The sequence below is a fragment of the Streptomyces sp. NPDC031474 genome, from assembly GCF_055581185.1.
The window spans coordinates 179,207-202,722 of sequence record NZ_JBVIJX010000006.1; the positions used below are offsets into that span (position 1 = coordinate 179,207).

The window sequence follows — 23,516 nt, forward strand, 5'->3', positions numbered from 1 at the left end:
GGTCAGCTGGCAGCCGGGACAGCGGCGTCGAGCGTCGGTTGGCCCGAGATCGCGAAGGTCACCATGAACTTCGCCGGGTCGTTACCGGCGCTGTATGAGGGGGCGCGGCTGGCCACGCGGACCGGGAAGACGTCCATCGACCTGCTGGCCTCGATGTCGCCCTTGCGCATGATGACGATGAACCCGGTGACGCTCTTCTTCAGCAGCGTCTCGATGGTGTCGGTGACCTGGTCCTCGTAGAAGGTGAGGCTGGAGGAGTCGGCCTTGTCCTCGCCCGGGATGTTCGTGGTGAGCGTCGAGCCCATGTCGGGGGTGTCGATGGGGCTGTTGGCCAACGACCAACCGGCGATGTCGGAGATCGCCCCCGACAGCTCGGTAGCGTTCGCCCCCGTCAGCTCTGTACGGACTGGCACGTTGTCCATGCCGGCGATTGTCTTGAGGAAGAAGAACTTCGTGACGCCGCGGCGCATGAACCGCTGCTGCGTGTTCACGGGTATCTCACTCTCCGGGGAGCCCGACCCCCGGCGCGAGTGGCGGAGGCCCGTCCCCAACAGGTCGCATGAGCGAGCCAGGGGTCAGCCCGTGCCGTATGGCCGGACGTCCGCGTGATGGGCCTCCGCGGTAAGGGGCGTTCGTCAGCCAGCCGGTGATGAGACCGTCAGGGCGAAACGCTGCACGTAAGTGTAGGTCCCGGACGTGACAGTTGTGCCGTCTTCCTGGTCCAGGGCACGGTCTATAACCCTCGCGCCCGTGACGTTGATCGGGTTGGCGAACCGGCCGGCACCTGACACGCGTGCCAGGAAAGCGGCCCGCACCTTGTCGGCGTGCAGCGACACCTGCTCGGCCGTCGTACCCACCGAGGAGATCTGCACGTACACGCGGGCGTCCGCGTCCGCGTCGCCGAACGGCGGCCCGAAGCCGGAGACCTGGCCCAGCTCGTACAGCACGCTGTACGGGATTACGTTGCCGGTCGGCTTGTCATCGACCGTGGGCGCGGTCCCGTACCCACAGGAGCGGCCCGTCACCGAGGTCAGCATCGCCTGTACTCCCAGTGCCACCTGGCGGCCCGACACACTCATCTACTCCTCCTCCCCCGCCACCCTGGCAGCGGTGATGACCGCCTTGATGTCCGTGACCGCGTACTGGTGCAGGCCAAGCTCGTCCCACACCGGCATGGTGGCGGGGTTGATCCCCGCAGTAGGCCAAGCTCGCCGGTGCCCTCCTCGACGAGCTCCACCGCGAACACGAGCCGGGACACCACGCCCAAGCCGTGCGCGCTCATCACGCCGGCGACGGCCTGGTGCAGGTCCTCCGCCAGGCTCACGACGTGCCACCGTCAACGATGCGACCGAGAGCCTCCACGAACTGCGGCTCGACCGTGTGCACCGCAGGCCCCAGATGCGGATAGGGCGGCTGGTCGAAGATACGACCCAGGCTGTCGGGACCGATGTATCCGTACTCCAGGCGGCGCCCCTGCGGCTTGTTCGTTCCGACCGTCCCGGACACAGCGCCGCCGGCCACGCGTACCTCGTGCGTCCACGAGCGGCGGTAGTCACCTGTGATCGCGTTCGGGCCGGGCCGTCCGCTCGCGTTCGCTTTGACCTGGGTTTCCAGGAGCATCGCGTAGTGCCGCACCAGCGCCAGGGCCTGCGGCAGCACCTGCGCGGCCCGCTCTTCCAACAGGGCCGCCACCTCGGCCGCGTTCGTGTAAGCACCCGCTCTGGAGTGGGCGTTGGGATGCGGGTTACTGGGAGACGTCATCGGCTACCTCTCTCGTCCACTCGCCCCGCGCCCACTCCTGCAGGAGCTGCAGCATGGCCCGTGTCAGCTCATTGGGGCCGCCGTTCATCAGGTCGTGCCGGTTCAGCACCTGCCGTTGCAGTTCGCCCGCGTCGATTGCGCTGAGGAACGCCGCTGCGGCGGGGCCGGGGTCCGGCGGGTCGCCGACGACGACGTGCGCCAGGCCCTCGAAGTCGTTCTTGACCAGCGGGGACAGTTGCAGGACCAGCACCGGCGGCATCCCCGGCCGCTGGCTGAGTTGATAGCCGGTCACCTGGTCTGTGATGTCGCGCCCGTCGAGGGCCAACGCGGCGCTGGCCTGTTCGGCGGTGATCCGCACCTTGTGCAGCTCGTCATCCATGCAGATCAGCCTACGGACCGCCAAGGACAGCGTGTTGAGGCCGTCGGCCGGTTCAAGTCTGACTTCGCGATCTTGCATCGAGCCCGGCTGTGAACGGTACCGATACGGCCACCGCGTGATCACCGTTTACAGGCGACTTGGTGTCGGTGGGTCACAGCGGGTCGAACGAACCATCAGGAGTTCGCGCCCATGTAGGTGATTGTGCGTGAATTATGACACGTCTCGCGCAATGCAAGTTTTATGTCTGGTTTATACATCTCCTGTCCTGAAACCCTGAACTCAATGTCTGCGAGACATCATGCGCATTCCAAAACTGGGATGTCTGCTGGCTGCCTCACTGGTCCTCACCAGCTTCACCGTCGCCTCAGAAGCGCAGGCGGAAAGTGTGGTGCGCCCCAGTGTTCACGGAACCCAGAAGAGATCTGACAGCGACTCTGGCCCTGCGGTGCATCACGACACTTCGCCGCCAGTACGCACCCTCCACGCAGCCCCGGCGAGCAAGCCGAGCCCGCACCCGGTGCGACCTGTACCGGCTCCCTCGGGGACCGTGAAAGACCCGGTCATCCAAAAGAGCGTCAAGAGGCGCGCCGCGGTCCCCGTCAACGTCAGCTTCGACGGAATCGGATCGAACAACTACAACGTGCCGACCGAGCCACCGGATCCAAACGCCTCGGTCGGCACCACCCAGATCGTCGAGACGGTCAACTTCGCGTACGCCGTGTACTCCAAGACCGGCGCCACCATCATGGGGCCCACGAACACCAACACGCTGTGGGCCGGATTCGGCGGACCCTGCGAGACGACCAACAACGGGGACGCGGTCGTGCGCTGGGACTCCCTGGCAGGGCGCTGGGTCATTACTCAGTTCGCCAATGCCGACTCACCAACAGGCCCGTACTACGAATGTGTGGCTGTCTCGACGAGCTCTGACGCGACCGGCACCTTCAATCGGTACGACTTCGCCTACCAGAACTTCAACGATTACCCGAAGCTCTCGGTGTGGCCTGACGCGTACTACGTCACCTACAACACGTTCACCAACGCGACGGGTCCCTTCCTCGGTGCGAAGGTATGCGCCTGGGACCGGGCGCGGATGCTGACCGGAGCAGCGGCTACTCAGCAGTGCTTCGACACGGACGCCGCCCACGGTGGACTCCTCGGAGCCGACCTGGACGGCTCCACCCCACCTCCCGCCGGAGAGCCGGAGACACTGGTCGGGCTCGACACGAACAGCACCTTGGCGTACTGGAAGTTTCGCGTCGACTGGACTACGCCCAGTAACTCCACGTTCACCGGCCCCTCGACACTCCCTGTGGCTCCCTACGCCGCCGCTTGTAACGGCTACGTGCGGCACCAATGCATCCCGCAAGGCGGCACCGCTCAGACACTTGAGTCACTCGGGGACAGGGCAATGTTCCGGCTCGCCTACCGCAATTTCGGCGACCATGAGTCCCTGGTGGTCAACCACTCTGTCCAAGCCGGCGCTTCAACCGGGGTGCGCTGGTACGAGCTTCGGTTGGTCGGCGGCAATCCGACGGTGTATCAGCAGGGGACGTACGCCCCTGACGCCACTCACCGGTGGATGGGCTCCACGGCCCAGGACCGCGTGGGCGACATGGCGGTCGGGTACTCGCAGTCTTCCGATGCCACCTTCCCCTCGATCCGGTTCACTGGCCGCCTGGCCGGAGACCCGCTCGGAACGCTGCCGCTCGGCGAGACCACAGCACAGGCCGGTGGCGGATCGCAGACCAACGGCACCCCCTGCGGCAACAATTGCGGGCCCGCGCGATGGGGTGACTACACGTCCATGGCCATCGATCCATCGGATGACTGCACCTTCTGGTACACCAACCAGTACCAGCCGGCCACTGGGGTCGGCAACTGGCACACCAGGATCGCCTCCTTCAGGCTTTCCAACTGCACAGTTGCCGCCAGGCCCCACTTGACCATCGCCAAGAGCCACGGCAGGGAATTCACTCAAGGGCGGACCGGCGTCTACACCATCAGGGTGGGCAACTCCGGCCCGGGCTCAACCAACGGCACCACCGTCAGTGTCCGAGACACACTTCCCGCCGGGCTCACCGCTCGGAGCATCAGCGGCACCGGGTGGACCTGCACTCGGGCCACCCTCACCTGCACCCGCAGCGACATCCTGGCCGCCGGAGCCACGTACCCACGCATCACCCTCAAGGTCGAGGCCTCCTGCCGCGCCAATCACCACGTCATCAATTACGCCACCGTCACGGGAGGTGGTGCCCCCACGACTCACACCGCCGCCGATGCCACCGTCGTCAATCGCAACAAGCATTGCCACGAGCGGCCCCACAAGCATCACGGCCACACACACCACAACCAGTAGCGACTACGGCGGACCACAGCAGTTCCTGGGGAAGTCGCAGATGAACTGCACCGAACCGGGGCCGATCCAGTCAAGCTGAGGTCGTCGGTTCGAATCCGACGGGGAGCTCCGACAGTGCGAGGCCACCCACCAATCGTGGGGGGCCTCGCCTTATAGGTGGTGCGGGACTCCAAGTGCGCTCGCTTCGATCTCTAGAACGGCGGGGTCGGCCCGGACTGCGCGGCATGCGTGGACTGAGTGACCTCGTCCATCCACGTGGTGCGCACGATCGCGAGGGTTTGAGCCTGGGACAGGTCCAGGACCCGCCACACCCTGTTCAGCAGTCCTTGATCCACCGAGGCGACCGTGACCCGCACGCGGTCGTCCCTGGACGCCACCGGGGCGTCCAGCCATGTCAGCAGCTGGTACCGGTTGCGAGTGTCGTCCTGGTACGCCTGTCCGGCCAGGGACATCACCATGCCGGGCCCGCCGACGGCGAACACGGCGCCCAGGCCCTCCCACACGATGACGTCCGGGCCTGGCTCGTACACGCCCGTGTCCTCGTTCAAGACCTGCGGGCCGGGCCGGAACATCTGAACGGTGTCCACCAGGATCCGCTTGAGAACCGGCTCCAGGGCGGCCAGCGAGATGGGACTGCTCATGCGTTCGAGCGTAGCCTCAACGGCTACTGGGGCCGTTTCCTTATGAGCCCGTTAACGGCGCCTGAGCGTTCGACGTCGGCGACGCACGGCCCTGCGCGGACCGGGGGCTGGCCGAAAGGGTTTCAAGGTCTTCGGGTCCCCGTCCGCTGACCAGACAGAACATTGACCTGGGAGGGGTGGTCCGCGCCTGGAGCCGCCACTCGGACGATTTCTCCCGGCTCACTGGGGACCGTGGGTGAGAAACAGTTGGGGTGCCGCACAAAGGTGCGGCACCCCATCAGTTGGAGCGGCTCAAGGGTGTTGAGACTCCGGGTAGCAGCTGCTCAGCTCATGAGTTGCCGTCGCCGCAGTGGAGCTGCGCGTCGATTTGCTTGGCGGTCATGGGACCGTCGCGCGTCCAATACTTTCCTGGTTCCAGTTTCGCGCTCTCGATCGTGCGCAGAGCGAAGACGTCGTCGCGCCCGTCGCCCGTCGGATCCGTGTAGCTCACTCCGATGTTTGGGGGAATGGAGGAATTGCTGGGTTTCCTTGAGTGCTCTACGAATCCCTCTCCCGACCACAGCGTGACCAGGCCCTTCCGGGTCGATTCCGAGGTCGGCCCTGAGGCGGACCACACGATTCGGGGATTCTCGTGCTTGACATCGTCAAAGTCGTAGACTTCAACGCGTCTGATTTCATCCGTGGGGCACATGGGCATCTTGACGACGATAGTGTCGCCGTCGACCCGGGCCCCAAACACTGGCGGGTCGGCCGGATCCGATGGAAACATTCCGCAGCCGGATGCTCCCAATAGTGTGATCACGGTCAGGAGGCCTGACAAGGCACCCCGCTGCCACGTGAAACGGATCACCGGTAGCACTGCGTGTATCCTCCCTGCCCCCAGTCGGCCAACCGCTCCCACCGGTTGCGGCAGGGATTACTGCCTGCTCGCAAGTAGCGGATGCCGAAACCAAGGCCGTAGCGCAGCCATTGGGACCTGTGTCTCTTCTCGTGAGCAATCCGGTCCCTTGAGAGGTATTGGGAATTATTCGACGTGAAGTAGGTGGTTCCGAGTGTTGTACCACCACGCGCGTGTAGACCCCATCCCCCAACGCATGTTCTCATGCCGTAGCGGTAGCTGCACTTGTAGCCCATGAAGCGACTCACACCTGCGAGGCCGTATCCCAGTGCCCGGGCTCCGTAGCTTCTCACCTTCTTGTACCGCCAGAACTTCCAGCTCCACCGCTTGCCGTCAAGGTCGAACTGGCTGATGGGGTCGCCGGGGTAGCCGTAATGGTTGTCTCCTCCCCGATAGACTGGGTCAATCGACAGGAAACGTCCAGTGGTCGGGTCGTAGAGGCGGACGCCCATGAGCGTGGCGCCTGTGGCCGTCTCGCTGGAGCGCTGCTTGCCGCCGAGCCAGCCGTAACGGGCGGCGGTGGCGTCGCCTTCCGGGTTGCCGTACTCGTCGTAGGCGAGCGCGACCGGGGCCTGGGTGGTGTCCAACGGCAGTTGGACCGTCACGTCTCCGTGGATGTTGGTCAGCTGCAGGACGATGTCGCCGGTGGAGCTGGTGACCGCGCCAAGATCCCCGCCGATGCTCTGGACGCTTCGGGTGAGGGTGCCGACGGCCTCCTGGATCCAGTCGGGGCTGTCACCGTCGGCGCCGTAGTGGTTGGTCTTGGACCCGGTCTGACTCCACGTGCCGCTGCTCTGGGTTTCGGTGGTCCAGGAGGCGAGGCGGCCAGCCGCGTCCAGGCTCCAGGTCTGCCGGCTGGCGTCGGAGGTCTGCTGGTGGACGAGGTCGTTGACGTAGTAGCCAATGGTGGCGCCGGAGGCTTGGGTGGTGGTGCGGCCGAAAGCGTCGTAGACGGTGCCGGAGGTCACCAGCCGGTCGGCGCTGTCGTATGCGTACGACGTCGTCGTCGCCCCGGTCGAGGTGCAGGCCGCTCCCACGTCGCTGGTGGCGACGGCGAGGGCGGTGCGGTTTGTGTTGTTGTCGAAGGCGTAGTCGCGGCGGGTGCAGGACCCGTCCGGGTCGACGCCGTCCGCCCGGGCCAGGCGTCCGGCCGCGTCGTAGCTGTATGCGCGGGAGCGGGTTTGCCCTGCGGTGTCCGCGTCGTTCACAACCTGGCCGTGGACGCTCTCGTCCGTGGTGTCGGAGGCGACGACGGTACCGTCGCTGTCTTTGGTGTAGATCCGGGATGTTGTGGCGCCGGTCTCGTCCTGTGCGACGGCCAGGGTGTAGCCGCCGGGCAGGGACTGGGTGAACAGGTCGCCGTCCGCGTCGTAGCTCGCGGCGAAGGTGCCAGCGGCCGAGTCGGTGCGGGAGGTCTCCACACCGCGCGGGTCCTTGGTGGTGTCGTAAGCGTAGGTGGTGGTTGACGGGGCGGAGTCGGTGGCCTTGACCACGCGGCCGAGGGCGTCGTAGGTCGTGGCCGCGGTGTTGCCCGCACCGTCGTTGTAGGAGATCTCCCGTCCGAGCCGGTCGTAGGTGTGGGTGATGGTCTGCCCGTTGGAGGTCACGGTGGCCACGTCGCCACTGCCCGCGTCGTACGTGGTGGTGGTATCCGGCACTGCCGTGCCCACGCCGCCGCTGACCGAAGTCGCCGTCGGGCGCCCGGCCGCGTCGTAGGTGTTCGTGGTCGTACGAGTCGTCGAGTTCGCCGCTTCGGTGACCTTGGCGGTGTTGCCCCAGCGGTCGTACTCGATCGTCTTGGTGGGCAGTTCGGTCGGGTTGGAGCCACCGTTGGTGATCGCAGCGGCTGGACCGGTCGAGCACACCAGGTCAGCCCACTCCGGACGCCCGTTGCAGGCGCCTGTGCCGGCCGCCGCGTAGTACGTCGTGACCGTGGCGCCCGCGTCCGCGCCGGACGACTTCGGCAGGGCGGTCTTGGTGACTCGGCCCTGGGAGTCGTACGACGTCGTCGTCTTCAGCGCCAGGCCGGACGGGTCGGCGATGGTAGCCGTGGGCAGGCCCTTGGCCCAGTCGTACTCCGTCTTCGTGGTGCGCACGTCCGCGTCCGACGGGTAGCCGGTCACGTACGCGCCCACTTTGGTGGTGGTTGTCTGGTTGGCGACGGTGGCCGTGCCGTCGGTCGGGCGGCCCTCGTCGTAGGTGGTGGCGGTGTGCTGACGCGCCGGGATCTGGGTGCCGGCCGGCAGATCGGTGCCGCCGGCGCCCGCCTGGAGCGTCGAGGACAGGGTCACCTGGTGCAGCGGACCGAACTCGTCGGTCTGACGCAGACCGTCGGACGAGTACACCGAGCGGGTCGACAGCTGGTCGGCCCGGTCTGCGGGCGTCAACTGGTCGATGCTCAACGCGACCTGGTGTGCCAGACCCTCGCCGCTGGTGGCGAGGGCTGTCTCGCGGTTTCCAGCCGTCAGTTCGCGGACCGTGTTGCCGAAGTGGTCATACTCGGTGGTGGTGATGTGGCCGCCTGGGGTGGCGGCGTTGACCTCGCGTCCGGAGGCGTCGGTGTAGGTGATCGCGGCCCGTGTGTAGTCGGAGGCGTTCAGGTCGCCGCCTGTGTGCGACGCCGGCACTGAATCGGCGGGGAAGACGGCGGTGGCGTCGGTCGGCACGTCGCTTTGGCCCCAGGCCGTGACGTTCGAGGCGCCCATGGCGTTCGGCGCCCTGGTGCCGGACAGCGCCACGTCGTAGACGACGCTGGTGGTGGCCGTGGTGCCGTCGGTGATGTTCTGGCTGCCTGCGGTCAGGTTCGGCCGGGATGCCGACAGCAGCATGCCCGCACCGGCGGTGGAGGCGTTGCCCGCCTCGCCGTAGGTGAAGGTCCAGGGCAGTTCGCCGGGCGGGGTCAGGGTGGCGACGCGGCCCGCGCTGTCGTAGGTGTAGGCGGTCTTCAGGGCGGGGCTGATCCGGGGATCCCACTGCTCGCGCAGGCGGCCGGAGTCGTCGTAGGAGTACTGCGCGACGACGGTCGCCGTGGCCGCCGAGGCGCCCGGGTCGGTCGCCCACTCCTTGATCTGCCTGACCTGCCCGGTGTAGTCGCCGAGGGCCGAGCTGGTGGCGGTGGTGGAGGTCGCGTAAACGAACTCGAGCAGCCGGCATCCGGCCGTCGACGGCGTCGTCTCGCAGGTCGATGCCGAAACCGCCGAGGTGGGGGCGATGACGTACTTCGGGCGGGCCAGGGTGCTGCTGCCGGAGGTGACCTTCTCCGAGACCACCTTCGTGGTGGAGTTGTCGGTCGGCAGGTAGGTGCTGGCCACCTGCCAGGTCGTGGCGGTCGGGTCCACCTTGGTGAACGTGCTGGTCGTGCCTTCGTCGTCCTTCAGCGTGAACGAGCCCGTCAGCGACCCGGTCAGGGTCAGGTCCTCCGAGCCCGGCGCCGGCTTCCAGCCGCCCGAGGAGGTGGCGGTGAACCCGGTCTCGTCACCGTCCACGTCCACCAGTGCGACCGAGGTGGCCGAGGTCCTGCGGACGTACGTCCAGTCAGAATCAGTGATCTCCGCCGTGGTGCCCGACGTCCACTGCGGCCCGAAGATCGCTGCCTGGCCCTCGGCGTCCGAACCCGCTGCCGGGCGGCGCGAGGACGCCGTACGCGACACCGACAGGCCGAAACCGGAGGCGTCGGCGCCGGAGAGCGTGAAGTCGCCGGTCAGCGCGTTCACCGAGCCGGGGCCGACGTTCTCGCTGGGCGCGGTGCCGGCGTTGCGGTCTAGGGTGATCGTGTGGGGCTGGCTGTAGGCGGTGGTGGCACCGTCGGTGAAGGCCGCCCGGATGTCGAGCGGGCCGTCCTGCGACAGTGAGTTGGTGACGCTCCATGTCAGGGCCGCGGGCGAGCCGCTGGACACCGCGACCGGCCAGGCCGAGATCGCGGAGCCGTCGGCGGATTTGGTGACGTCGGCGGTCGGGACACTGGTCCAGGTGTCGGTCTCGCCGCGCCGGTACTGGTAGGTGAAGCCGGTGTAGGTGGTCTTGCCGGTGGAGGTCAGGCTGACCCGGCGGGCGGCGGTGTCGCCCTCGGCCGGAGTGAGCAGACCCGCGCCGTCACCGACGCCGAACGCGTACGCGGTGGCAGCCGAAGAAAGGTTTCCTCCGGAGTCGACGGTCTTGGCATACACCTTGTGCCAGTCCTCGCCCGGCGTGATCGTGATGGTCAACGGGTCGCCGCCGCTGCCGTCGACGGTGTCATACACCCGGCCCGGCACCGAGGCGTCGTCCAGTCCCCAGTGGTAGCCCATGCCGTCGGACGAGGACGTGTCCAGGGTGCAGGTCGCGCCGGTGCCGGACTTCGCCGTCCAGGTGTCGGCCGTGTAGGGGGTGCAGGAGATCGTCGGCGCGGCGGGCAGGCCGGTGTTCATCACGAACGTCGTGTAGCCCGACCAGGCACCGTAGTCGGTGCCGTCGTAGGTCCGCAGGCGGTAACGCAGGTGCTTGTCGGCAGGGAAGGCGGATGCCGACGGGACCGTCAGAGTGGAGGTGGAGCCGGAGGCCACCGTCTTGCCGTAGGCGGTGTACGAGTAGGTGGTGTCGGCGTAGGCCGGGTCCGCGGTGATCTCGTACTGTGCCTGGGCGTTGCCGCCGTCGGCGTCCGTCATCTTCGCCGACAGGCTCGGCGTCAGCGAGGTGACGTACCGCTTGCCGTTGTAGGCGTTGACCTGCGACGGCGAGATCGCGACCGAGGAGGCGGTGGCGTAGGAGTTGTAGGTCACCACGAGCTTCGGCGCGTAGCCGGCGGTCGTGTAGTTCGCCGAGCGGAAACGCCGCCAGGTGGTCGAGTCGCTCTCGGTCGCGGCGCGAATCTGTAGGCCGTAGTTGGCGGAGCCGTCCGCCCACGCCTGGACGATGGACTGCAGGTTCCAGTTGGACCAGTTGGCGGGGCAGGTCGAGTCGTAGCCCCAGTGACCAGTGTTGGTGGCCATGCCGGTCGTGGTCGTCGACGGCTGCGCGCTCCACGTGATCGACGAGGACGACCAGTTGGAAGTGATCCGGCGGGCCTGGGTGGCCGCCCCGGAGGTGGAGCAGGTCGCCGAGTAGTAGTTGTACAGCGACATCGTGGCCGCGGTGATGTGCTTACCGGCGAACTTCGACACGTCGAACTTCAGATACGAGTGCGCCACATCGCTGCCGGAGTCGTACGTGCCCGACTTCAGCTCCTGCGACGAGACCTGTGAGTCGGGGTAGTCCGGACCCTGCACCCAGGTGTCCGTGGTCACCGCAAGGGTGGTGGTCGGGTCCACAGTCACCGGATAGGCCGCGGTGGCCAGAAAGTCTGCATCGGGCGTAAGCACCAGGGTCTGCGAGCCGTCGGGCGCGGTCTCGACCTTCGTCGCCACCTGCTCCTGATGAGCCGACTCGCCGGAGGCGGGATCCTTGCTCGCGTCCCACATCATCGGCGCTGGGGCCTCGGCCACCAGGTCTCCGCCGCTGTTCTTCAGAAGCAGGTGCCCGGAGTCGGCCTGGGACAGCTTCAGTCCGTCCAGGTTCAGCGGGATGCGGTAGGTCACCGAGCCGCTGCCCGGCTGCTGGGCGAGCTTGATGTTCTCCGAGAAGCCCTGCGCGAGGGCGGTCACGGTCAGCGTCTGCCCCCCGCCCAGGTTGTAAGAGGCCGTGTCGCCGTTCACTGACGGGGCGGGCAGACTGTTCTGCCAGCCAAGCCCGAAGGACTCCGTGCCCTTGGCCACCGACGCCAGATTGGTGTCTCCACCGTCGGACACCGCGACGTCCGCGGCCGCCGCAGCAGGCGTCAGGGCGGCACCGGTGTCGGACAGCGACGTGTCGATGTCCTTCCACACACCGTCCTGCTTCACCCGCACCGGACCGGCAAAGGCGTCCGTCTGCAGTGCCCCGTTGGGCAGCGCGTACGTCGTCGCCTCTGCGGTCCGAGCCGACAGCACCTCGATCTTCCGGTCCTGCAGACGGGCCATCAGCACGGCCGACGCCTCGTCCTGCGCCTGCGCAGGACCCGACGCCTCGGCGACGTCGGACGACGCCGAATCCGTTGTGCCAGCAGTGCTCACAGCGAAGGCCAGGCCGCTGTCCTCGGCCACCAGGGCAGTCTCCACGGCCATGGCCAGCACCACGCTGACGGCTATCTGCCGCAGTCGACGGGCTTGGCGTATCCGGCTTGTCCGTGATCTGCCATGGGCCACAGGTTTGTGACGCATGATCAGTTCCCTCCCTTTACACCCCATGCGGGGCCAACAGAAACGAACTGATCTTCACAATCAGCAGTGGCTCCTTCGGGAACGCATGGCACATCAGTCACGTAAAGGAAAAAGGAAAGTCAAATAATAGAAAAGCATTCCCCCGCCTCGATTTGAAGCGGAGGGCTGAATTGTGCACTTCATCCCGATATATCGCCACTCGGAGAGCAATGAGAATGCAAATCGATCCCAGGGGGCCCCTCAAGATTTTCCAAAGAGCTGAAGGAAGATATGGATCAACCGTGAAGAATCCGGCGACATGCTGGTGATGGCTACGCAGCAAGCTCCTGCAGTGGCCCTGGACGGCCAAGGCATCCTGTCGGGAGCGGCTCCTGAGAGCGCGCCCACCCCACCCCACTGAACTGTCCGTCGGTGCCGAGTAGTTCCCCGTTCGTGAGCTGGCGCAGGTGCTGTCAGGACGATGACCCCAGCCGTACGAGCTCAGGACAGCACCCAGGCCAAGGGCAAGTTTCACCCTCAGCCAGGAGTCGTGAGGCCGGGTAGCCGTAAGCTTGGCGGGCTCGGACCGCAGCGGAAATCGTCGGTTCGATCAGGTTCCGCTCGAGTCGAGACAGCGTGGGGCGGCTTGGCTCTGTCCATGAGAACGGACAGCAGATGTTCACCACTTTGGGAAGCACCACGGATTCGAACAGTCCGCAGCCTACGACTGTTCAGGACGGAGCGATCAGTCCCACCAGTCCTCGCCGGTGTGCCAACGCCGTACCCACTCCTCGAAGCCCCATGCCTGGTCGCCGGGCGCCGGGACGGCGCCGACGTCGGCGACCATCCATACCTCGCCGCGGCGGGGGCCGGTGGTCAGCAGAAGCCAGAACGACTGCCCGTCTTCGGACCCGAGAACAATGGACCCCTTGTTGAACACGGTGCCGATCCGCGGGTCCTCGGGGCTGACACTCTCATCGTCCTCCCAGCCCCAAGCCGCCTCCAGAGGGAAGGGTTCCCCTGGCTGCCGCGGGCCGAGGTCGGGCCACGTGTCGGGCAGCCAGCCGAGCGGCTGAAGACCTCCATCGCCAGCGGGGCCCAGGCTCGACCCGTTGCTGACCTCCGCGATGAAGGTCCTGTACGGCTCCGGCAGGACCACCCCGCTCTCCAGCTCCCACTCCGCGATGGCTTCATGCCCGAGCGCCAGCTCGCGCCATTCCGGCGGAAACACGGAACGCAGGAAGTCGAGTGTGGCTTCGTCGGGACGCTGATCACGTGTGTCTGTCACGGCAGCATGCTGGCAGAAGGGACTGACAGCCCATCGCGGCCGCCTCACCCTGGAGCTGCGTGTGACCGGTCGAAATGTTGTCACCAGCTTGGACGTGCGACCCGGACGTGTTGTCACTACCTCGTGATTTCCATGCTTGCTGTCACCGGCCGGGATTTTGTGGCCGCTGGCTGGGCTCGGGTACCCCCTTGCCTATCGATGCCCGGTTGCCGCTCGCCCGGGGTGCAACAGGTCGAATCTGACGTTCCGCCATTGGGTGCGGAAGGGGGACGTGTCGTCATCGGTCAGGTGGTCGTGGGGGAGTGCCCAAGACTTGACCGGCGTGGTTGTGGCGGTGACGGCCGGCCAGCCCGGGTCGCCGGTGGCGGCGAAGTCGGCCCAGGAACAGAGCATGCGCTGGGAGAGGGCGTGGTCGAGCTCATCGGGCGGGCCGCCGGTGAGGAATTCGGCACCGAGAGCGTCCAGGTTGCCGAACGCGAAGGGGATGTCCGCGTTGTGCCAGGGCCGGGCGTCTGCGCGCCTGCGGGCGAAGCGGGCCAGATAGGACCGGCCGCCAGCCTTCGCGTGGTGCTCGGCGAGGCGGGTGGTGTACTCACCGAACTTCGCGTCGCCGAACATCGAGAGGTAGCGGTCGAGCACCGGTGCGTCGGGCATGGACGTCCGGTAGTCGTTGACCAAGTTGGCCGGCAGGCGCAGGGCTTCGGCGAATTCTTCCAGTTCTGCCTCGCTGGTGACTTCCCGGACGGCTCCGACCGCGTGGAGGAACCAGCATTCCTCCAACGTGTGGCATGCGAGTAGGTCCACGTCCCGTGCCGCCCCGGAGGCGATCAGGCGGAGCGGGTCCGCGGGCAGGACCTCGCCGTCGACGACGGGTTGAAAGATCACCGGGTCATAGGTATGGATCGTCGCTACGGGGACGGCCCTGCACTGGGCGGCGACCTTGTCGGAGGCGGCCACAAGAGCCTGGGGCGGTACGGACAGCAGCCCCTCCGCCGTCGGTGCGACGCCGGCCTCCGCGGCGATCCGCTCGGCGACCGCCGCTGCGAGCTCGACCGTGTAGAAGGCATTGGGCACGCTGTGGGCAATGGCCCGCCGGAACAGCCCCTTGATCTGCTGCATCGCCATCAGACAGGCGACCGAGCCTGCCCCGGAGGAGTGCCCGGCGACGGTGACGTTACCTGGGTCGCCGCCAAAGGCCTCGATGTTCTCCTGAACCCAGCGCAGGGCGGCGGCCTGGTCCAGAAGACCGCGGTTGTCGGAGAAGCCGGGCACGTGGCCGAAGCCCTCGAAGCCCACCCGGTAGTTGCAGCTGACCACTACCAGCCCGGCGCGGGCCAGGGCCGCGCCGTCGAAGTCGGGCTGAGCCGAGGAGCCGAAGGTGTAGGCGCCGCCGTGGATCCAGAAGAACACCGGCAGCGCGCCGTCATGCGTGTGCTCCGGCAGCCAGACGTTGACGGTGAGAACATTTTCGTCCCCGGGGCGCCACACGGGCGCGCCGGGCAGCTCAGCTGACTGCGGCGAGATGGGTCCGAAGGCCGTGCAGTCCCGAATCCCACCCCAGGCCGGCGCTGGCTGCGGCTCCCTGAATCGACGGGCGCCGAACGGCGCGGCTGCGTACGGGATGCCGAGCACCGCAGTGACGCCGTTAGTGGGCCCTCTGCCCTGCACACGGCCCCTCGCTGGCCAAAAGACCACCTCAGCACCCGATTGCTCATTCATTGCGCGCCAGTCTCACCCGTCAACAGGCTGCCACGCGAGTGAGTTTGGATCCGCCGGCAAGGGATTGTGACTGAGCGCTCCAGTTGGCACCGCTCGCCAACTGGAGCGCTCAATCGCGCATCAGTGAAACCACACCACGAGGCGTACATTTTCCGCGCCGTGGATCTCGCTGAGGATGGCCATCACGCGCCACACCCGGCCCCAGTCGGTGCCGGCCCCAGCGGCCGCGGCGCGGCTCCGTATACCGGAGGCGTCTGTCTCCTGCCAGTCAGTGACCTCAAGCTCGGCCCAGGTCAGCCAGGTGGTCCCGTACACGTCGTCCGAGCCGCCGTAGGCCAAGAAATCCCTGCGCAGCCCATCCGAGGCGTCATCCGGGAAGCCGCGCCCCTCGGCCAGAGGGCGGAAGCCGAAGGAGTTACAAATTCCGAAGAGGCAGGCCAAGCCGTCGTAGGCGTTGCCAACGTTGAACAGAAAGAGATCAATACCGGCTTCCCATACAGAGTCCTCGTCCTCCGGCCCCCACAGCCGAGCCCCCGGCCGGCACTCGATCACTCCGCTGACATCGGTCGACATGCCCGAGATCCTGCCCTCAGCCCCTCAGACGCCGCATGCGCATTTCGCTTCGGTATGACGCGCGATTACGCCGGATCCGCACTGACTGGAGTGCACCCCTCGCCGAGTGAAATGCACGGCGACTACTGCTGGGCATAGGGCAGCCACAAGTAGCCCGGGCGGAAGGGGACCCATGCCGGACCTAGAGAAAGCCGACTGTGGAGGTGATCGGCGAGGACGAGACCGGTCAGGGTGCCGTCGGCCAGTTCCTCCGACCAGTCCGTGGCCAGGTCGTTGACGTCGAGGAAGCCTTCCGGGTCCCAGCCGACCATGGCGGTGAGGTAGCCCTCGAACTGTGCGAGCAATCCGTAGAGGCCGCGTCCAAGCTGCTTCAGCTCGGCCTCGGTGAGGTCGAAGCGAGGCAGGCTGCCATCGGCAGCGACTCCATGGCCCACAGCCACCGGCACGATGGCGACCTGCGCGGACGGCCCCGCAGTCGACAGCATCGGCCGATGCAGGGGGATCCGAAAGGTGCCCGCCTGGAGCGTGTAGGGCCATGGCTCAACGCGCGCGGCCGCCCGGGCCGCCTCGATGTCGTCGCCGAAGTCCACCACCAATTCGAAGCACAGTGCCACGCCCGCCCCCGCTCTCTCGGTCCTGGGTGTCTGCCAGGTATCGCGCTCACGGTGCCAACTGTGGTGCTCAAGTGCCAACTGGCGTGCACAGTCACAGGGATCGACAGGCCCTCGGAGGCACCGATGACAGTTACCACGACCAGGTGACAACTATCTCGACGAGTCCTCTGCGCCGCCCCAAGCGATGAACATCGAACAGAGCCGGAGGCAGGTGCCTCCCGAAGTGGTGAACATCTGCTGTCCGTTCTCATGGACAGAGCCAGGCGGCTCAAGCCTGTCTGTCGCTCGACGTCGTTTATCGACCAGCCGTAGCTCTTCCGTAACTGGAGGAGCCGGTAAGCCAGTTCGGAACCTGATCTGCTCGGAGTCTCCTCCGCGAGGGAGACGCGGCAGCGGGCGAATCCGTTACGTCAACTGCCGCGCCTGCCCGGCGGGAGCACCCCGCGCGATTACCGCCAGTTGTGCGAGGAGAGAGGCCCGGTCCCATCGAGGTAGCCGATCAGGCCGGCCTGCGGGTACTCGATGATGTCGTCAGGCAGGTCGTGCACGGTGAACCAGGTGAGCGCCATGCACTTCTCCGGCTCCTTGTTGAAGGCTTCTCCCTCCCACTCCACGGCCTCGAAGAAGAAGCCGATGCGCTCCACCTTGTCGTCCTGACGGTGGTGCACGACCTGAACGAGCCGAAGGTCGGCCGGGTCGACGGTGATGCCGGTCTCCTCCAACAGCTCGCGAGCGGCGCCGTCAGGGAGGGGCTCGCCTTGGTCGAGCTTCCCGGACGGCATGTGCCAGCGGCCGTAGCCGTACGGGCCGCCCCGCTGCGAGAGGAGGACCTTGTCGCCGTCGCGGAGGATGACGTGGGTGTCGATGACGGGTGCTGCCGGTTGTCCGCTCATGTTCCTTGGGGGGTTGGAGGGGCGGGGGAGGGAAACGACGCTAGCGGTAGAGCGGGTATGGCGTCGGTGATTCGCCGCGCTACGTCCGATGGGGTGTAGGCGCCGTTGTCGAGGAGCAGTACCTGGACCCCTCTGCTCATGAGGTAGGCCGCCGCATCTCGGTAAAGATCGACTTCCCGGCTCGGACCGGTGGGATCGAGGTGCCATCGGTGGGTGATTCCACGTCCGGCGATGCGCGCGGCGATCCGGCCTGGCTCGGCAGTGAGGATCACGGCCAGGTCCGGCATGGGGACGTGCTGGTTGATGTCGATCAGGAACTCGACAGGGACACCGTCGAGCTGCTGCAGGACCAGTGTGGACGGCAGGTAGCGGTCGCTGACGATGAGCTCGCCGGCCTGCAGCGCGGGCTCGATTACCGTCTCGACGTGCTCGTAGCGGGTGGCGGCCACGAGACAGGCGAGCGCCAGCCCGTGGATCTTGTTGGCGTTCGCCCGGGTGAAGGTGCCCAGGGCGGTGGTGGTCGGCTCGACGGTGCGCCTGACGGGGCGGCCTTGAGCGGCCAGCAGGTCGTGCAGAGCCTGCACGGTGGTGGACTTGCCCACGCCGCTGGGCCCGTCGATGCTGACGAACCAGCCTTTGCGCCCGTCTCTCACGCGGCCACCTGCCCGCCCTGGTTCCGCTCGTGCTGCTCCCGGGTGAGTGTGGCGAGCGTCGACCGGATCCGTGGCAGCGGTACGTCGCCGAACTGGATGCCGACGGAGAAGTTGAACTCGTCACGCTGGCGCATGGACTCGTGGGCTCCGTCGCCAGTCAGGTCGACGTCGCCGTAGGCCAGCAGGGCGTCCGCCTCGTAGCCGGCCTTGATCAGGGTGTCCCACACGGGCGTGCCCGGGTAGGGCCTGAACTCGAAGACGCTGGCGCGGAGGTCGCCGGCGTGCCGGTCGGAAATCTCCCACAGGTTGTGGATGTGCCGGACGGTGGCGTCCAGATCCTCTTGGGTTTCGCCGGGGAAGCCGAGGATGAAGTAGCCCTTGACCCCGATGCCGTGGGCGACCAGGCGGCGTGCGACGCGTTCGGTCATCTCGGCGTCGATCCGCTTGTCCATCGCGGACAGGATCCGGTCACTGCCGGATTCGATGCCGAGGGCGACTTCGCGCAGGCCGTTGCTGACGAGGCGGTCCAAGTCGGCGTCGGTGAGCCGATTGAGGACGTTGATGCGGCCGGTGGCGTCCCAGACATACCGGTCCCCGATCCGGTGCTCCGCGAACGTTGCCATCTGCTCCTCGATGACCCGGCCGACACCGAGAAACAGATCATCGACGAAGCGGAAGGCGGTCACGCCGTACTCGTCGTTTAGCTGGTCGAGCTCTCCGATGATGTTCTGGGGGGATCGCACGCGGATGCTGACGTCCGGGTTCGCGGAGACGGCCGCGCCGCAGAACGTGCAGTTGTAGGGGCAGCCGCGGCTGCCGACGATGTTGGCTTCCCAGTGGCCCCTGGAACCGATCCAGGGTCGTTCTCCGGCCAGACGGAGGTCCGTAGCCGTTGGCGGAGCCTGGTAGGGATCTTGGGGCAGGAAGGCGCGGTTGACGTACGGCAGGGCGTCGATGTTGGGGCCCAGCATGGCGGCACTGGTCTTGGGATCTGCGATGCCGACGGCCCGGGTGCCGAGCAGGGGGTCGCGCCATAGGACGCCCGGCAGCGTGCGCCGGTTGTGGGCGTCATCGAGGAGAGCGGCGACCCTCAGTTCTCCCTCGCCGAGGACAAGGGCGCGCAAGCTGCTCATGCGGGGGTCGTTGAGGACGCGGTCAGGCATGGCTTTGGCGTGGTGGCCGCCGACCATCAGGTCAATGCCGGGGTCGAGCCTGGCGGCGATCCGCGCGGACATCTCGTAGGTGGGCGCGAGAAGATTCATGGCGGCCCAGCGGGGTGCGGCCTCGTCGACGATCCGGGCGGTCTCGTCTACGCCCAGGCCGTGGGCTTCGGCGTCGAGTACGCCGACGTTGAACCCTTGCTGTTGGGCGTAGGTGGCGATGTACGCCATGCCTAGCACCGGGAGGGTGTAGTCGTTGGTGCGGGGCCGCAGGGTGTAGTCACGCAGCGGTGCGTTGATGAACAGGGCGTCGATCGTGCGGGTGTTGTCGGCGCCCGCGATCAGCGGTAACTGCCGCATGGGTCCTCCAGGTCATCGGGCATGCGCCCCCCAGGTCAGGGTGGCGAGAGTGAGGGTGTGCAGGGCGGTGCGGTCTTCGTCGGCCCAGCCGGTCCACAGCGGCCCGAAGGACTTGTCCTTCTTGTCGGGCCAGGGGTATGCGGGTGCGATCTGCGCGGCCCAGGTGCGCACGGCGAGGTCGTCGTGCGGGTACGCGCTGAAGTCCCCGGTGAAGTCGGCGGCGGCCGCGCGGGCTGTCCACGGACCGATGCGCGGGATGTTGCTCAGCGCGACGACCAGGTCCCCGGCGTCCGCATGCCTCCAGGCGTCATGATGCCGCTCGTAGTGTTCGGCCGCGGCCCGCAGGGCGGTGCGGTGGAACTTCGCGCCGACGACGGCGAAGCTGCTGTCGGGCAGTTCGAGGACCCGGGTGTGCGTGGGTGCGACCGCGAGCGGCCCGAAGGGGCCGTCGACGGGCGTCCCGTACGTCTTGCACCAGGTGCGGTAGAGCTTGCGGGCTTGGTCCGCGCGTACTACCTGCCGCAGGATCGCGGTAGTGATCGCGTCCCACAACCACGGGTTGGCGAGCCGCTGCGAGACGCCGAGCTCGACGAGCCCGTCCCGCAGTGCGCTGGGCGCGGCCGCTGGCAGGTCGGCGGGGTCGGTGACGACGAACGACGGCTTGAAGTCCTCGCTGCCGTTCACACAGTCAACGCGCAGGCCGTAGGTGTCGTGCGACATGACCCACAGCCCCGAGCCGGCCCGTACGGCACGGGCACGTGCACCGTTGTCGTAGCTGTGCCAGGCAGGGTGATCGGTCGTGAGAACGCCGGCCATCGGATACTCCTCAGTCGTTCGGGGGGTCGCCGTAGCCTCTCGCGCCTTCGACAGCGGCACGCCGGAGAGCTGCGGAATGCGGAGATGTCAGTTGATGATTCGGCGGTCTCGCAGGTAGCGGCGCATTATCAGGAACTCCTCGAGGGTGGCGGAGCGGGATTCCGCGGGTTCGTCCCCAGGGACGGCTGGTTCGGGCCAGGACTGCCTGGACGGCATGAGCTCGTCGGCAGCGTGGGAGCGTTGCTTTCGGCGGGGGCCTCGGATGAAGAGGGTGACGGTGTCTGGCGCCATCACTGCTTGGTGCACCATCGAGTGGTCCAGGGCGTACGTGCTGCCGGGGCGTTCGACGGTCACGATGGCCGGTTGAAGGTCCGCCCCGGTGAACGACCCCTTCCAGCCGTCGGTGCGGCGCCTGACCACGTGGACGTAGCCGCCGGCCAGGATGTGGGTAGCGAACGCGTAGCAGTGGTCGTGCGGCACGAGTTGGTTTTCGGGCCGCGGGTTCATGTTGAGGCGGAGCTCGAAGCTGCGGTCTGGGGCCTCCCACAGAGACAGCCGGTTCAGCAGGAGCGTGACGCGGCTCGCGGCCAGGCGGTCGGGGTTTTGGAGGACCTCGTCCACGAGTGTGGTGAGCAAGTTTCGGTCTGCGGCGATCCGGTCCAGGATGCCGCGGCTGACGTGCTGCACGTAGGTCAAGTCGGGCGTGTCCAGGCATGGAACCTGCGTCAGCCAGGACTCTGCGATCTTCACCGGTGACCACCTGCCGTGGCAGTCAGGGAGACGCTTTCGAGGATCTCGCGCGCCCGGTGGGCGGCCTTGGTGTACTCGTCCGGGTTGAGCGGTGACCCGCCCGGCTTGGCCGACGGCGCCATGACCAGGAGATGCAGGGCATCAGCACTACTGCGGGTGGCACAGAGCGTGTCCGCATGGATGGCGAACACCTCCTCCGGGCCGCATACGCGCGCGTAGTGGGGCTGCTGAGCGAGAGAATCGGTTACTTCCTGGTACATCTCCAGCTCCAGCGAGCCTGCGATCGTCAGGACCACCGAGGTGGCGAGCACCGGCCAGGGCTCCATGCCGGACTTAGCCGTCACCCGAAGGTAGGCGGTGGGGCCGTCGGGCAGCGAAAGAGGCAGATGCACGTAGCAGTGAGCGAGGAACGAGCCGTCTGCCCGGTAGGAGCCCGTGTCGAAGACGCTGAGGATCCAGGACGCGAGTGGGACGAGCCAGCCTATGGAGGCCGACGGTTCGATCTTTGGGATCTCCGCGGGGTCTTGGCTCTGGTCGAGTAGCTGGTTGACGAAGGCGGGCAGGATGGCGGTCACGAGTCGATTCCTTGTGCAGTCAGGGAAACGGTGGTGGGCACCCGGTGCGGCGGTGGTGTGTCCTCACAGGAGAGAGAACACGTCGGACCGTCGTCCCCGCGCCGGGCTGGTGTCCCACGCTCGGCAACGGGGGTGCCCAGCGGAGGACGTCGGGGGGCTGACAGGGCTCCGTTATCCGAAGTGGCGCGGCCAGCCGGCAGGGGTTTGGCCTCGTCGCGTGCGGAGGGGGTCGGGGCGGTGCCAGACCTCAGCGCCGCGGCATATAGGGGGCGATCACCAAGCGACTCCCGCTCGGGATCGGTCGTTGCTCGAGGTGCGGCTTCCGCTGCCATGGCGTGCAACTCGTCCGGGAACACCCGCGTGACGCCGTGGAGGCTGACCACGGTGAAGCTGGCCAGTGTCCATCGGATCTGCTTAGCCCCGATATGGACGTGTTGGAGTTCATTTAGACGCGGGCCAGAATTGGGGAGCGGAGCCAGCGTCACCGGGTCGTGGACTATGCCAGCCACGCCCCACAGCGGGCTGAACTCAACGAGCGCGGCGGCATGGCCTCGCCTGAGGGGCGGACAGTTCTCCGTCGCCTCGACCGCGCAGGCCGGGTGCACGGGGGGTGCCGTGGTGGTCTCCCCTTCGGCGATCGGGGTGTCGCCGCCCAGCAGGTGTAGCGTGCGCTCGTCGGCCCGCCATCCGATAGCTGCCTCACCGCACACTTGGCACAGGCTGTACCTCATCGCGCGTTGCTGCCGCCGCGAGTTGACCCGGTGGAAGACCGGCTCGCCGCGGCCCGGGGCGATGGAGGAGCGCGCCCACAGTGCCTCGTGCCGCCGGTCGACGAGGGGTTCCTCGTCCGCGTAGCCGATGCCCTCGCCGCCTCGCCCGAAGATGCGGATGACGGGCGGTTGTGGGACGGACTCCGCCGTCCACGAGGTGATGTACGGCACGCGCATGCCCCGCCACTGCCGCCGCTTCATGGAGCCACCGTCCCCATGGCAGCATCGCGCGCCCCCGGCGGGGTAGCGATCAGCCCGCCGGACCTTTCCTCGCTGGCCGTCAGAATTCCGCGTTCTTGAAGCTGCTTGAGGGCGTTGTAGACGGTGGGGTAGGCGACGCCGAACTCCCGGGCGAGTTTGTAGCGGCTTGGGATTTTGCGGCCGGCGGGATAGGTGCCGTCTGCTATCCGGGCTGTGACGGCGGTCCTGATGTGCTCGGCGTTGGTACTGCCTGGTTGCTGAACCGTCCAGGTCTCCCATTGCTCCGGTCCGGTGCGTACCCGAAGAGTCGGCCCCTGCAGGGGGTTGCGCGGATCGGTCACCACTGTTCCCCGGCCCTGTACGCCGAGCAGGTATCCGGCTGCCTCCAGCCGGGCGAGGGCGCGTACGACGGCTTTCTTGGACCGGCCGAATTCCTCCGTGAGGGACTGGGGGGTGGGGATCTTGGCGCCGACCTCGTATTTGCCGTCTTCCATGCGGCGCCGGAGCGCGTTCTCGACCTGTGCCGATGCGGCTGACATGCGTGGGCGGGGTCGGTCTCCTGGGCGGTGTCCGGTCGGGTGCAGTACCACGTGGCCTTCGAGGAGCAGATCCTTGACGAACCCGGGCGAGCGTTTGATGAACGTGCTGATCTCGCGGAGGGTCCCGCCTTCCTGGTAGGCCTCGGCTGCTGCGCGGCGGTATCGCTCCCGGTCGCGGCCCTGGATCCGTGCCCCGCGCGGGTAGGAGGGGAGTTTCTGAAGCGGCTGTCGCCACCGGGGGCCGGCGCCGGCCGCGACGTGGCCAGGTGTCTGCTGCGATGGGCTGTTGGACGCCGGGGCAGCAGCGCCGTTCCCGTGGCGTGCGGCTGCCTGAGTCGTGCTCAACCTCTTGCCTTCCTGTCTGTGCCCGAGCCTG

At 67.3% G+C, this 23,516-nt stretch carries 19 protein-coding genes and 1 pseudogene; 1 reads left to right on the top strand and 19 read right to left on the bottom strand.

Translation table 11 applies throughout. The annotated features are described in order from the left end of the window. Positions 1–2: 2 nt before the first annotated feature. From ACZ5SK_RS13865 to ACZ5SK_RS13880, 4 genes are all read right to left on the bottom strand, one after another. A complete protein-coding gene (locus ACZ5SK_RS13865) occupies positions 3–491 on the bottom strand; it encodes a phage tail tube protein (protein WP_334578164.1) in 489 nt (162 codons plus the stop codon). A 144-nt stretch (positions 492–635) separates the two neighbouring features. Then, complete coding sequence (locus ACZ5SK_RS13870) at positions 636–1,079, bottom strand: hypothetical protein (protein ID WP_361710254.1); 444 nt, start codon at positions 1,077–1,079, stop codon at positions 636–638. Positions 1,080–1,320: 241 nt separating this feature from the next. Then, complete coding sequence (locus tag ACZ5SK_RS13875; protein ID WP_468576022.1) at positions 1,321–1,761, bottom strand: HK97 gp10 family phage protein; 441 nt, start codon at positions 1,759–1,761, stop codon at positions 1,321–1,323. Continuing rightward, the gene (locus tag ACZ5SK_RS13880; RefSeq protein WP_468576024.1) at positions 1,745–2,140 is read right to left on the bottom strand and encodes a hypothetical protein; all 396 of its coding nucleotides are present in this window, start codon (positions 2,138–2,140) and stop codon (positions 1,745–1,747) included. Before ACZ5SK_RS13880 ends, ACZ5SK_RS13875 begins: the two co-directional genes overlap by 17 nt. Before the next feature lie 547 nt (positions 2,141–2,687). Between ACZ5SK_RS13880 and ACZ5SK_RS13885 the strand changes: the two genes are divergently transcribed. Beyond that, positions 2,688–4,499 (top strand): hypothetical protein, encoded by a 1,812-nt coding sequence (locus tag ACZ5SK_RS13885; RefSeq protein WP_361710247.1) that lies wholly within the window; start codon positions 2,688–2,690, stop codon positions 4,497–4,499. A 191-nt stretch (positions 4,500–4,690) separates the two neighbouring features. Here ACZ5SK_RS13885 and ACZ5SK_RS13890 read toward each other — a convergent pair whose 3' ends face one another. The 15 genes and pseudogenes from ACZ5SK_RS13890 to ACZ5SK_RS13960 all read right to left on the bottom strand — a co-directional run. After that, positions 4,691–5,140, bottom strand: a complete 450-nt coding sequence (locus ACZ5SK_RS13890) for a DUF6093 family protein (protein WP_334578170.1) — start codon at positions 5,138–5,140, stop codon at positions 4,691–4,693. Between the two features lie 328 nt (positions 5,141–5,468). Further along, positions 5,469–5,990 (bottom strand): hypothetical protein, encoded by a 522-nt coding sequence (locus ACZ5SK_RS13895; protein WP_334578171.1) that lies wholly within the window; start codon positions 5,988–5,990, stop codon positions 5,469–5,471. Continuing rightward, entirely contained in the window at positions 5,987–12,154 is a 6,168-nt protein-coding gene (locus ACZ5SK_RS13900) for a DNRLRE domain-containing protein (RefSeq protein WP_361710244.1), read from the bottom strand. The genes ACZ5SK_RS13895 and ACZ5SK_RS13900 overlap by 4 nt, the downstream gene beginning before the upstream one ends. An 820-nt stretch (positions 12,155–12,974) precedes the next feature. Beyond that, positions 12,975–13,517 carry an SMI1/KNR4 family protein gene (locus ACZ5SK_RS13905; protein WP_361710242.1) on the bottom strand — a complete coding sequence of 181 codons (543 nt, stop codon included), beginning with the start codon at positions 13,515–13,517 and terminating at the stop codon, positions 12,975–12,977. Between the two features lie 192 nt (positions 13,518–13,709). Continuing rightward, positions 13,710–15,236: a carboxylesterase/lipase family protein gene (locus ACZ5SK_RS13910; protein ID WP_361710239.1), complete on the bottom strand. Its 1,527-nt coding sequence runs from the start codon at positions 15,234–15,236 to the stop codon at positions 13,710–13,712. A gap of 120 nt (positions 15,237–15,356) precedes the next feature. Continuing rightward, positions 15,357–15,809 carry a hypothetical protein gene (locus ACZ5SK_RS13915; RefSeq protein ID WP_361710237.1) on the bottom strand — a complete coding sequence of 151 codons (453 nt, stop codon included), beginning with the start codon at positions 15,807–15,809 and terminating at the stop codon, positions 15,357–15,359. Between the two features lie 122 nt (positions 15,810–15,931). Further along, positions 15,932–16,423, bottom strand: a complete 492-nt coding sequence (locus tag ACZ5SK_RS13920; RefSeq protein WP_457495155.1) for a hypothetical protein — start codon at positions 16,421–16,423, stop codon at positions 15,932–15,934. Between the two features lie 449 nt (positions 16,424–16,872). Beyond that, complete coding sequence (locus ACZ5SK_RS13925) at positions 16,873–17,316, bottom strand: NUDIX hydrolase (RefSeq protein ID WP_334578173.1); 444 nt, start codon at positions 17,314–17,316, stop codon at positions 16,873–16,875. Continuing rightward, a complete protein-coding gene (tmk, locus tag ACZ5SK_RS13930) occupies positions 17,313–17,969 on the bottom strand; it encodes a dTMP kinase (protein WP_334578174.1) in 657 nt (218 codons plus the stop codon). Before tmk ends, ACZ5SK_RS13925 begins: the two co-directional genes overlap by 4 nt. Next, on the bottom strand, positions 17,966–19,489 hold the full coding sequence (locus ACZ5SK_RS13935) for a B12-binding domain-containing radical SAM protein (protein WP_361710683.1): 1,524 nt from the start codon (positions 19,487–19,489) through the stop codon (positions 17,966–17,968). Before ACZ5SK_RS13935 ends, tmk begins: the two co-directional genes overlap by 4 nt. A 12-nt stretch (positions 19,490–19,501) precedes the next feature. Beyond that, complete coding sequence (locus ACZ5SK_RS13940) at positions 19,502–20,305, bottom strand: DNA glycosylase family protein (protein ID WP_334578176.1); 804 nt, start codon at positions 20,303–20,305, stop codon at positions 19,502–19,504. Positions 20,306–20,392: 87 nt separating this feature from the next. Beyond that, positions 20,393–21,055, bottom strand: a complete 663-nt coding sequence (locus ACZ5SK_RS13945; protein ID WP_334578177.1) for a hypothetical protein — start codon at positions 21,053–21,055, stop codon at positions 20,393–20,395. Beyond that, the gene (locus tag ACZ5SK_RS13950; protein ID WP_334578178.1) at positions 21,052–21,630 is read right to left on the bottom strand and encodes a hypothetical protein; all 579 of its coding nucleotides are present in this window, start codon (positions 21,628–21,630) and stop codon (positions 21,052–21,054) included. Before ACZ5SK_RS13950 ends, ACZ5SK_RS13945 begins: the two co-directional genes overlap by 4 nt. A gap of 967 nt (positions 21,631–22,597) precedes the next feature. Further along, a complete protein-coding gene (locus tag ACZ5SK_RS13955) occupies positions 22,598–23,140 on the bottom strand; it encodes a GntR family transcriptional regulator (RefSeq protein WP_361710679.1) in 543 nt (180 codons plus the stop codon). Positions 23,141–23,182: 42 nt separating this feature from the next. Continuing rightward, a pseudogene (locus ACZ5SK_RS13960) lies at positions 23,183–23,485 on the bottom strand (helix-turn-helix domain-containing protein); the annotation flags it as partial. Between the last annotated feature and the right edge of the window lie 31 nt (positions 23,486–23,516).

Excerpts from the sequence above, each read along its gene's own strand:
- ACZ5SK_RS13870 (WP_361710254.1), bottom strand. The coding sequence starts at position 1,079 with ATGAGTGTGTCGGGCCGCCAGGTGGCACTGGGAGTACAGGCGATGCTG.
- ACZ5SK_RS13935 (WP_361710683.1), bottom strand. The coding sequence starts at position 19,489 with ATGCGGCAGTTACCGCTGATCGCGGGCGCCGACAACACCCGCACGATC.
- ACZ5SK_RS13880 (WP_468576024.1), bottom strand. The coding sequence starts at position 2,140 with ATGGATGACGAGCTGCACAAGGTGCGGATCACCGCCGAACAGGCCAGC.
- ACZ5SK_RS13875 (WP_468576022.1), bottom strand. The coding sequence starts at position 1,761 with ATGACGTCTCCCAGTAACCCGCATCCCAACGCCCACTCCAGAGCGGGT.
- ACZ5SK_RS13955 (WP_361710679.1), bottom strand. The coding sequence starts at position 23,140 with ATGTCAGCCGCATCGGCACAGGTCGAGAACGCGCTCCGGCGCCGCATG.
- ACZ5SK_RS13890 (WP_334578170.1), bottom strand. The coding sequence starts at position 5,140 with ATGAGCAGTCCCATCTCGCTGGCCGCCCTGGAGCCGGTTCTCAAGCGG.
- ACZ5SK_RS13925 (WP_334578173.1), bottom strand. The coding sequence starts at position 17,316 with ATGAGCGGACAACCGGCAGCACCCGTCATCGACACCCACGTCATCCTC.
- ACZ5SK_RS13910 (WP_361710239.1), bottom strand. The coding sequence starts at position 15,236 with ATGAATGAGCAATCGGGTGCTGAGGTGGTCTTTTGGCCAGCGAGGGGC.
- ACZ5SK_RS13915 (WP_361710237.1), bottom strand. The coding sequence starts at position 15,809 with ATGTCGACCGATGTCAGCGGAGTGATCGAGTGCCGGCCGGGGGCTCGG.
- ACZ5SK_RS13900 (WP_361710244.1), bottom strand. The coding sequence starts at position 12,154 with ATGGCCGTGGAGACTGCCCTGGTGGCCGAGGACAGCGGCCTGGCCTTC.
- ACZ5SK_RS13940 (WP_334578176.1), bottom strand. The coding sequence starts at position 20,305 with ATGGCCGGCGTTCTCACGACCGATCACCCTGCCTGGCACAGCTACGAC.